Origin of the sequence: Streptomyces acidicola, from assembly GCF_009377235.1 — a bacterium.
In the GTDB taxonomy this organism is placed as follows: Bacteria; Actinomycetota; Actinomycetes; order Streptomycetales; family Streptomycetaceae; genus Streptomyces; species Streptomyces acidicola.
The window spans coordinates 1-10661 of record NZ_VMNX01000292.1; the positions used below are offsets into that span (position 1 = coordinate 1).

4 protein-coding genes are annotated in these 10661 nt (G+C 69.0%); 3 read left to right on the plus strand and 1 reads right to left on the minus strand.

All coding sequences use genetic code 11. The features are described from left to right. Window positions 1-543: 543 nt before the first annotated feature. The 3 genes from FPZ41_RS40950 to FPZ41_RS40960 all read left to right on the plus strand — a co-directional run bounded on the left by FPZ41_RS40950 (window position 544) and on the right by FPZ41_RS40960 (window position 9860). The gene (locus tag FPZ41_RS40950; protein ID WP_152869246.1) at window positions 544-5517 is read left to right on the plus strand and encodes an NAD-glutamate dehydrogenase; all 4974 of its coding nucleotides are present in this window, start codon (window positions 544-546) and stop codon (window positions 5515-5517) included. Window positions 5518-5727: 210 nt separating this feature from the next. Then, a complete protein-coding gene (locus tag FPZ41_RS40955) occupies window positions 5728-8748 on the plus strand; it encodes a bifunctional glycosyltransferase/CDP-glycerol:glycerophosphate glycerophosphotransferase (protein WP_152869248.1) in 3021 nt (1006 codons plus the stop codon). Then, window positions 8745-9860, plus strand: coding sequence for a glycosyltransferase (locus FPZ41_RS40960; protein ID WP_322621368.1), 1116 nt, complete (start codon window positions 8745-8747; stop codon window positions 9858-9860). Before FPZ41_RS40955 ends, FPZ41_RS40960 begins: the two co-directional genes overlap by 4 nt. A gap of 15 nt (window positions 9861-9875) precedes the next feature. Here the strand turns inward: FPZ41_RS40960 and FPZ41_RS40965 are convergent, their stop codons facing one another. Beyond that, the gene (locus tag FPZ41_RS40965) at window positions 9876-10631 is read right to left on the minus strand and encodes an ABC transporter ATP-binding protein (protein ID WP_322621369.1); all 756 of its coding nucleotides are present in this window, start codon (window positions 10629-10631) and stop codon (window positions 9876-9878) included. Window positions 10632-10661 lie beyond the last annotated feature (30 nt).

The window sequence follows — 10661 nt, forward strand, 5'->3', positions numbered from 1 at the left end:
CCGGCAACACATCACGAGAGCGGAACCAAGGAGAGGAATAGTCCCCTCGGTTCACAGCGTCCTCGCTGTGTTTGTATTTCAAAGGAACCTCGCCCCGGTCATGACGACCGGAGACGGGGTATCAACACGTCAAACTTCGACCCCGGGTTTTATACACATACGGCTCATGACGGGCCCCCCGTCATGAGCGATAGCCTTGTGGCGTGATCAGCGCGATATTTCGCGGGGACCTCGTCGTCCCTGCCCTGCGCCCGGAGAGCACGGCCCACAGCCGTGACCGGGCGGCGGTCGCTGGTCCTTGCGGGCGGGAGGGGGCCGGAAGGGCTCCCGGGGCACCGAGGGCGCCCTTCGACCGTGGCTCGCAGAGAGCATTCTCACAGCTGCCGAGCAGCTCAAGATTGGCTCAGAACCCCCCACACACCTCACCTTGCGGCATAGCGTCGGAGCAGACCGGACACCCCGCGTCTCGGCGTCACGTCCGCAGGGAAGGGACCGAACTTCCTTCAACGTCACGCAACGGCGCGCGACAGGAGCCAGAGGACAATGCAGACCAAGCTGGACGAAGCCAAGGCCGAGCTGCTCGAACGGGCCGCCCGGGTAGCTGAGAACAGCCCGGTCGGGGGGCACCTACCGACTGGGACGACGGGCGAGGCACCCCCCGGCACCTCGGACCGCGAAACCGTGTTCGCGTTCCTCCAGCGCTACTACCTGCACACCGCCCCGGAGGACCTGGCCGACCGCGACCCGGTCGACATCCTCGGAGCCGCTTTCTCGCACTACCGGCTGGCGGAGAACCGCCCCCAGGGCACTGCCAACGTGCGGGTCCACACCCCGACCGTCGAGGAGAACGGCTGGACCTGCAGCCACTCCGTGGTCGAGGTCGTCACCGACGACATGCCGTTCCTCGTCGACTCCGTGACCAATGAGCTGTCGCGGCAGGGCCGGGGCATCCATGTCGTCATCCACCCGCAGGTCATCGTGCGGCGTGATGTCGCAGGCAAGCTCATCGAGGTGCTCACCGCACCGACTGTCGGCGATGTGCCGCACGACGTGCACACAGAGTCCTGGATTCATGTCGAGATCGACCGTGAGACCGACCGGTCCGATCTGAAGCAGATCACCAACGATCTGCTGCGCGTGCTGTCCGACGCCCGTGAAGCGGTCGAGGACTGGGAGAAGATGCGGGACGCGGCGATCCGTATCGCCGACGAGCTGCCCGCCGAGCCCACCGCGGACGACCTGCGGGGCGACGAGGTCGAGGAGGCCCGCGAGCTGCTGCGCTGGCTGGCGGACGACCACTTCACCTTCCTCGGGTTCCGGGAGTACCAGCTGCGGGAGGACGACTCGCTGGCCGCCGTCCCGGGCACCGGGCTCGGCATCCTGCGGTCCGACCCGCACCACCACGTCGAGGAGAGCCACCCCGTCAGCCCCTCCTTCGAGCGGCTTCCCGCCGACGCCCGCGCCAAGGCCCGCGAGCACAAGCTCCTCGTCCTCACCAAGGCCAACAGCCGCGCCACCGTCCACCGGCCGAGCTACCTCGACTACGTGGGCGTGAAGAAGTTCGACGAGCACGGGAACGTGGTCGGGGAGCGGCGCTTCCTCGGACTCTTCTCGTCCGCCGCCTACACCGAGTCCGTCCGCCGCGTCCCCGTCATCCGCCGCAAGGTCGAGGAGGTGCTGGGGCGCGCCGGGTTCTCGCCCAACAGCCACGACGGGCGCGACCTGCTGCAGATCCTGGAGACGTACCCGCGCGACGAGCTGTTCCAGACGCCCGTCGACGAACTGCAGTCCATCGTCACGTCCGTGCTGTACCTCCAGGAGCGGCGCAGGCTCCGGCTCTACCTGCGCCAGGACGAGTACGGGCGCTACTACTCCGCCCTCGTCTACCTGCCCCGGGACCGCTACACCACCGGTGTCCGGGTGCGCATCATCGACATCCTCAAGGAGGAACTCGGCGGCACCAGCGTCGACTTCACGGCCTGGAACACCGAGTCGATCCTCTCCCGGCTGCACTTCGTGGTCCGCGTCCCGCAGGGCACCGAGCTGCCCGAGCTCAGCGACGCCGACAAGGAGCGCATCGAGGCGCGGCTGGTGGAGGCCGCGCGCTCCTGGTCCGACGGGTTCTCCGAGGCGCTGAACGCCGAGCTCGGCGAGGAGCGCGCCGCGGAGCTGCTGCGCCGGTACGGCAACGCCATCCCCGAGGGCTACAAAGCGGACCACAGCCCGCGTGCGGCCGTCGCCGACCTCGTCCACCTCGAAAAGCTCGTCGAGGGCGAGAAGGACGGCGAGAAGGACGGCGAGGGCGGCAAGGACTTCGCGCTCAGCCTGTACGAGCCCGTGGGCGCAGGCCCCGGTGAGCGGCGGTTCAAGATCTACCGCCGGGGCGAGTCCGTCTCCCTCTCCGCGGTGCTGCCGGTCCTCAGCCGGCTCGGCGTCGAGGTCGTCGACGAGCGGCCGTACGAGATGCGCTGCGCGGACCGTACGACCGCCTGGATCTACGACTTCGGACTGCGCCTGCCCAAGGCACTGAGCGGCCCCGGCGACTACCTGGGCGACGACGGGCGCGAGCGGTTCCAGGAGGCCTTCGCGGCGACCTGGACCGGCCAGGCCGAGAACGACGGCTTCAACGCGCTCGTGCTGAGCGCCGGGCTCACCTGGCGCGAGGCGATGATGCTGCGGGCGTACGCGAAGTACCTGCGCCAGGCGGGCTCCACCTTCAGCCAGGACTACATGGAGGACACCCTCCGCAACAACGTCCACACGACCCGGCTGCTCGTGAACCTGTTCGAGGCGCGGATGGCGCCGGAGCGGCAGCGTGCCGGGCTCGAGCTCGTCGACGCGCTCCTGGAGGAGCTGGACAGCGCGCTCGACCAGGTGGCCAGCCTCGACGAGGACCGGATCCTGCGGTCCTTCCTGACCGTCATCAAGGCGACCCTGCGGACCAACTTCTTCCAGGAGACGCAGGGCGGGCTGCCGCACGCATACGTCTCCATGAAGTTCGACCCGCAGGCCATCCCGGACCTTCCGGCGCCGCGTCCGGCGTTCGAGATCTGGGTGTACTCGCCGCGCGTGGAAGGCGTGCACCTCCGGTTCGGCAAGGTCGCGCGCGGCGGCCTGCGCTGGTCCGACCGGCGTGAGGACTTCCGCACCGAGATCCTCGGCCTGGTCAAGGCGCAGATGGTGAAGAACACCGTCATCGTGCCCGTCGGCGCCAAGGGCGGCTTCGTCGCCAAGCAGCTGCCGGACCCGGCCGTGGACCGCGACGCCTGGATGGCCGAGGGCATCCGCAGCTACAAGACGTTCATCTCCGCACTGCTCGACATCACCGACAACATGGTGGCCGGCGAGGTCGTGCCGCCCACCGACGTCGTACGGCACGACGAGGACGACACCTACCTGGTGGTCGCCGCCGACAAGGGCACGGCGACGTTCTCGGACATCGCCAACGAGGTGGCCGAGTCGTACAACTTCTGGCTCGGTGACGCGTTCGCGTCGGGTGGCAGCGCCGGATACGACCACAAGGGCATGGGCATCACCGCCCGTGGCGCCTGGGAGTCCGTGAAGCGGCACTTCCAGGAGCTGGGGGTGAACACGCAGGCCGAGGACTTTACCGTCGTCGGCATCGGTGACATGTCCGGTGACGTGTTCGGCAACGGCATGCTGCTGAGCGAGCACATCCGTCTGGTCGCCGCCTTCGACCACCGGCACATCTTCATCGACCCGACCCCGGACGCGGCCACGTCGTACGCCGAGCGCCGCCGCCTCTTCGAGCTGCCGCGCTCCTCCTGGGAGGACTACAACACCGAGCTGATCTCGACCGGCGGCGGCGTGTTCCCCCGTACGGCGAAGTCGGTGCCGGTCAACAGCCACATCCGTGAGGCCCTCGGCATCGAGGGCAAGGTCGCCAAGATGACCCCGGCCGACCTGATGAAGGCGATCCTCAAGGCGCCGGTCGACCTGCTGTGGAACGGCGGTATCGGCACCTACGTCAAGGCGTCCACCGAGACCCACGCCGACGTCGGCGACAAGGCCAACGACGCCATCCGCGTCGACGGACGGGACCTCAGGGTCCAGGTCGTCGGCGAGGGCGGCAACCTCGGCCTGACCCAGCTCGGCCGGATCGAGTTCGCGCAGCGCGGCGGGAAGATCAACACCGACGCCATCGACAACAGCGCGGGCGTGGACACCTCCGACCACGAGGTGAACATCAAGATCCTGCTCAACGGTCTGGTCACCGAGGGCGACATGACCGTCAAGCAGCGCAACAAGCTGCTCGCCGAGATGACCGACGAGGTCGGGGGCCTGGTGCTGCGCAACAACTACGCGCAGAACACGGCGATCGCCAACGCCCTCGCCCAGTCCAAGGACATGCTCCACGCCCAGCAGCGCTTCCTCCGCCACCTGGTGAGCGAGGGCCACCTCGACCGGGCGCTGGAGTTCCTGCCCACCGACCGGCAGATCCGCGAGCGGCTGGGCACCGGACACGGGCTCACCGGCCCGGAGACGGCCGTCCTCCTCGCCTACACGAAGATCACGGTCGCCGAGGAGCTGCTGCACACCTCGCTGCCCGACGACCCGTATCTGCACGGCCTGCTGTACGCGTACTTCCCGACCGCGCTGCGCGAGCGGTTCCCCGAGAACATCGAGAGCCACCCGCTGCGCCGCGAGATCACCACGACCGTCCTGGTCAACGACACGGTCAACACGGGCGGTACGAGCTTCCTGCACCGTATGCGGGAGGAGACGGGAGCCTCCCTGGAGGAGATCGTCCGGGCGCAGACCGCGGCCCGCGCGATCTTCAACTCCGGAGCGGTGTGGGACGCGGTGGAGGCGCTGGACAACAAGGTCGACGCGGCCGTCCAGACCCGTATCCGTCTGCACTCCCGCCGACTGGTGGAGCGCGGCACGCGCTGGCTGCTCAACAACCGGCCGCAGCCGCTGGAGCTCACCGGGACCATCGCGTTCTTCAAGGACGGCGTGGAGCGGGTCTGGGCCGAGCTGCCCAAGCTGGTGCGCGGCGCCGATCTGGAGTGGCACCAGAAGATCTACGACGAGCTGACGGACGCGGGCGTCCCCGACGAGCTCGCCACGCGGGTCGCCGGGTTCTCCCCCGCCTTCCCGACGCTGGACATCGTCGCGGTGGCCGACCGCATGGGCCGGGAGCCGATGGAGGTCGCCGAGGTGTACTACGACCTCGCCGACCGGCTGCGGATCACCCAGCTCATGGACCGCATCATCGAGCTGCCCCGCGCCGACCGCTGGCAGTCCATGGCCCGCGCGGCGATCCGCGAGGACCTCTACGCGGCCCAGGCGGCGCTCACGGCCGACGTCCTGGCCGTCGGCAACGGCGAGGCCACGCCCGAGCAGCGCTTCAAGGGCTGGGAGCAGCGGAACGCCCCGATCCTGAGCCGGGCCCGTATGACGCTGGAGGAGATCCAGAGCTCCGACGCGTTCGACCTGGCGAACCTGTCCGTGGCGATGCGCACGATGCGGACGCTGCTGCGGACGCATTCGTAGGGGTGCATTCGTAGGGGTGCGTTCGTAGGGGTGCGTTCGTAAGGATGCGTTCGTAAGGATGCGTTCGGGGGCGCCCCAGCTGGGGCGCCCCCAAAAAAAGGGGCTATGGGCTACAGGAACCCGCACACCTTTCGTGACATCTACCTAAGTGGTTCGCAAGGGGACTACACCCCACAGCCGGGCCAAACGGTATGTCTACGATGAAGTGGGATGAACGTGGATCTGCGCAGCTCTCCGGGGCCCGAGGGACCGCACGAGGCACCGCACACCGCCGCACCCGCCGTCTCCGTCGTCGTGATCGTCTACAACGACGAGACCAGGCTCACCGCGGCGGTGCGCTCCGTGCTGGACCAGACGCTGCGCAGCGTGGAAGTCGTCATCGTGGACGACCGGAGCACGGACGGCTCGTACGAGGTGGCCCGGCGCCTCGCCGCCGAGAACCCCGGCCGCGTACGGGCCCACCGGCTGCCCGAGAACAGCGGCGGCTGCGGCGCCCCCCGCAACCACGGCATCCAGCAGGCGCGCGGCGACCACGTCATGTTCCTCGACAGCGACGACGTGCTGGAGCGCAACGCCTGCCGCAACATGCTGGAGGCCGCCGAGACCACCGGCGCCGACCTCGTCTCCGGGCTGTGTGTCCGCGTCCACGTGGACGCGCGCAGCGGCAAGGAGGTCAAGTGGTACCCGTGGCTGTACGCGCGCACCCGCACCCTCGACTCGATCTCCGAACTGCCCGACCTGCTGGTCTTCGACACCCTGTCGACCAACAAGTGCTACCGGCGTGACTTCCTGCTGGACAACCGCCTGGAGTTCCCTGTCGGCATCCACTACGAGGACCTGCTCTTCTCGGCGCAGGCGTACGCGGCCGCGCGCCGCATCACGCTCATACCGAACCGGGTCTACGACTGGAACGTCGTGGACAACCCGGGCAAGGCGGGTAGGGCGGTCACCGCAGGCAGGGCGGCCACGAAGTCGATCAGTAACCGGCGGGCCGAGATCGCCAACTTCACCCACCGTATGGAGATACACCGCCGGGTCGACCAGTTGCTCGTCGACCGGGGCCTGGCGGAGCTGAAGTTCCACAAGGACGTCAAGTTCCTCAAGCACGACCTCGTGCTGCACTTGCGCGACCTGCCCTTCCGGGACGCCGCCTACCGGCAGGAGTTCGCCGCGATCGCCCGCGCGTACCTGGAGTCGATCGACCCGGCCGCGTATGACGAGATCGAGCCCATCCACGCCATCTGCGCCTATCTGCTGCGCAGGAGCGACTGGGACAACCTGCTGCCCGCCGTGGACACGCTCACCAACCGCGACAAGATCTCCTCGCCGCTCGTCGAACGCGACGGCCGGATCTACTGGTGCGCCGAGCATCTCGACAAACCCGACAACCCCGATGACCCCGACGACGGGGTTGACGGCGGGGTTTTTGCACGCCGTGTCCTGGACGTCACCGAGCTCGGCTATCACGCCAAGCCGGTCGAGAGGATGTTCCTGCGCAACGAACTGACCTCGTACCAGGGGCCGTACGGTGGCGCAGGCGGCACGGTCCGCCTCGCCGGACGCATCACCAACCCGCTGGGTGTCGTGCCGCCCGGCGCCCGCCTCACCGGTGAGCTGGAGTTCGTGGCGCGCCGCAAGGGCGTCCGCTTCCAGGTGTTCCGCTTCCCCGTGGCCACGCTGCGGCACGAGGGCGAGACCATCGCCTGGGAGGCGGCGGCCGACCTGACGCGAGGGCTGCGGCCCGTCGGCATAGTGGACGCCGTGTGGGACGTACGGCTCCACCTCCACGTCGACGGCGTGCGCACTACCACCCGGCTCACCGCCTCCGAACCCGGCCTCGTCACCGGGCAGTTGCCCGTCCGCCCCCGGCTCACCCGGCTGGTCGCCGACCGCATCGAACCGGAGATATCCTCCCGCGGCCACCTCGCCTTCCGGCTCGTCCCCGACAAGAAGGCGAACGTCCTCGTCGAGCGCGGCATCCACGGCGCCCCGGGACGGCTCGCGAAGTCCGGCTACCGCAAGGCCAGGGCGGTGCGTAAGACGCTCGCCTCCGGGGACACCAAGATCCGCGTCTACCACGAGGCGTTCAGCCGGCTGCCCGTGAAGAAGCGCCTGGTCGTCTTCGAGAGCCACCTGGGCCGCCAGTACAGCGACAGCCCCCGCGCCATCTACGAGGAGATGCGCCGCCAGGGCCTTCGGTTCGAGGCCGTGTGGGCGTACGCGGACAAGCCGGAGGGCTTTCCCGAGGACGCCGTGCTGGTCCGCCGCTGGTCGCTGCCGTACCTGAAGGCCCTGGCCCGCGCCGAGTTCTGGATCGACAACCAGAGCTACCCGCTGAAGCTCACCAAGCGCCCCGGGACGACGTACCTCCAGACCTGGCACGGCTCCGCGCTCAAGCGGATGGGCTTCGACGAGCCCGAGTGGAAGCTCCGCTCCCGCACCGAGCAGGCCGAACAACAGCGCACCCTGGACCGCTTCGACCGCTTCCTGGTCCGCTCCGAGCACGACGTCCGTACCCTGGCACGCGCCTTCCGCCTGAAGGAGAAGACGCTGCTACGGGTGGGCTATCCGCGCAACGACGCGCTCGTCAGGGCCCGAGAGGCGACGGCCCGGGAGGCGACGACTCGGGAGGCGACGGCCCGGGAGACACCCGGACGGGGGCCGCTGGCCGCCGAGTTGGGCATCCCGGAGGACAGGAAGGTCCTCCTCTACGCCCCCACCTTCCGCCGGCGCGGGCAGCGGCGCTTCGAGCTGCCCTTCGACGTGGAGCGCTTCGCCGACACCTTCGGAGACCGGTACGTCCTCCTCGTCCGTTCCCACTACCTCAACCACGTCGTCCTCCCGCCGTCCGTCCGGGGACGGGTCGTCGACGTGTCGTCCCACCACGACGTGACACCCCTCCTGGCCCTCGCCGACGGGCTGATCACCGACTACTCGTCCGTGATGTTCGACTACGCGCTCCTCGACCGGCCGATGTTCTTCTTCGCGTACGACTACGAGGAGTACGTGCACGAGGGCCGCGGCACCTACTTCGACCTGCTCGAACGAGCCCCCGGCCCCGTCGTCCGCACTGAGGACGACCTGTACGCCGCGCTGGGCTCCCTTCAGGAACAGTCGGCCAAGTACTCCGGGGCCCGCCGGCGGTTCGTCGCCGACTTCGGCGAGTACGACAAGGGGCATGCCGCCGAGAGCATCGTCGACCAGTTCTTCGCTCAGTGGAGGCGAGCGTGACCCCGTATCCGTATCCGCCGCGCGACATCTTCCTCGTCGCCAACAGTGTCAACGAGCTGGGTGGAGTGGCCAGTTGGTCGCACCAGATGGCCCGGCTGTTCACCGGGCGCGGGCATCGCGTGCACGTCGTCGGCATCACTCCGCCCGAGATCGCGATGGAGCTGGGCGACCTCCCGTACCCGACCACGACGCTGTACGACGACCACGACGGCCCGCCCCCGCGCCTCGGCCGCGCCCGGGACACGAGCATGCGCGAGAAGGCCGCCCGCCTCACGTCGCTCTTCCGGGCCGCGCGCCCCGGCGCGGTCGTGATCGTCACGCAGGTGTGGGCGATGGAGTGGGTGGAACTCGCCGACACGACCGGCCTGACCGTCATCGGGATGAGCCACGAGTCGTACGAGTACAGCAGGAAGAGCTCGCGCTTCCGGCGCGTCCTCGAACACTACGAGAATGTGGACCGCATGCTCGTCCTCACCCGGGAGGACGCGGACCTGTGGATCGGCCAGGGCCTCAACAACACATCCTTCATGCCGAACCCGCTGCCTTTCATACCCGCCGAACCCTCCCCGCGCACCGAGAAGGCCGTCATCAGCATCGGCCGGCTGCACGACCAGAAGGGCATCGACATGCTCCTCGACACCTGGGAGGAGGTCGCGCCGCGTCACCCCGACTGGACCCTGCGGATCTACGGCTCCGGCGAGGACGAGGAGGCCCTGCGCAAACAGTGCACCGGGCTGGGCCTCGACGACTCGGTGGCCTGGATGGGCCGTACCAGCGATGTGCCCGGCGCCCTGCGTGGCGCTTCCGTCTTCGTCCAGTCCTCCAGGGGCGAGGGCTTCCCGCTGGCCCTGATGGAGGCCATGGCCTCCGCCGTCCCGTGCGCGGCCTTCGACTGCGCCCCCGGCGTCCACGAGATCGTCCGCGACGGCGAGGACGGCCTGCTGGCCGCCCCCGGGAACACGGGTGAACTCGCCCGCCGCCTGGACATGTTGATGTCGGACAAACGGGTGCGGGACCGGATGGGCGACGCGGCCCGCGTCAACATCCAGCGCTACACGACGGACGAGATCGTACGGCGCTGGGAGGAGCTGTTCGGGTTCTTGGAGAGGTGAGCTTTCTGGGCGACGTTACTTCTTCCCGCCGGTGAACTTCTCGTACTCCCTCAGGACCTCCTCCGTGGGCCCGTCCATCCGGAGCTCCCCCCGCTCCAGCCACAGCACCCGGTCACAGGTGTCCCGGATCGACTTGTTGTTGTGGCTGACGAGGAACACCGTGCCCGCGTGCTTGCGCAGCTCACGGATACGAGCCTCGGAGCGCTTCTGGAAGGAGCGGTCCCCCGTCGCGAGGGCCTCGTCGATGAGCAGTACGTCGTGGTCCTTCGCGGCGGCGATGGAGAACCGGAGTCGCGCCGCCATGCCGGAGGAGTACGTCCGCATCGGCAGCGTGATGAAGTCGCCCTTCTCGTTGATGCCGGAGAAGTCGACGATCTCCTGGTAGCGCTCCTTCACCTGCTCGCGGGACATGCCCATCGCGAGACCGCCGAGGTGGACGTTGCGCTCGCCGGTGAGGTCGTTCATCAGGGCCGCGTTGACGCCGAGGAGGGAGGGCTGGCCGTCGGTGTAGATGCGGCCGTTCTCGACGGGGAGCAGTCCGGCCACGGCCTTCAGCAGCGTGGACTTGCCGGAGCCGTTCGTACCGATGAGCCCGATGGCCTCGCCCCGGTACGCCGTGAAGGACACGCTCCGCACGGCGTGCACCGTGCGCACGCCCGCCGCCTTCTCGGTCTTCTTGCGGCGCAGGATGCGGTTGAGCGCGGCGGTGGCGGTGCCTCGGCCCGCGCCCGTGCCGTTGACGCGGTAGACGATGTCGACGCGGTCGGCGATGACGGTGGGGACGTTGGGGGCGGGTTCGGT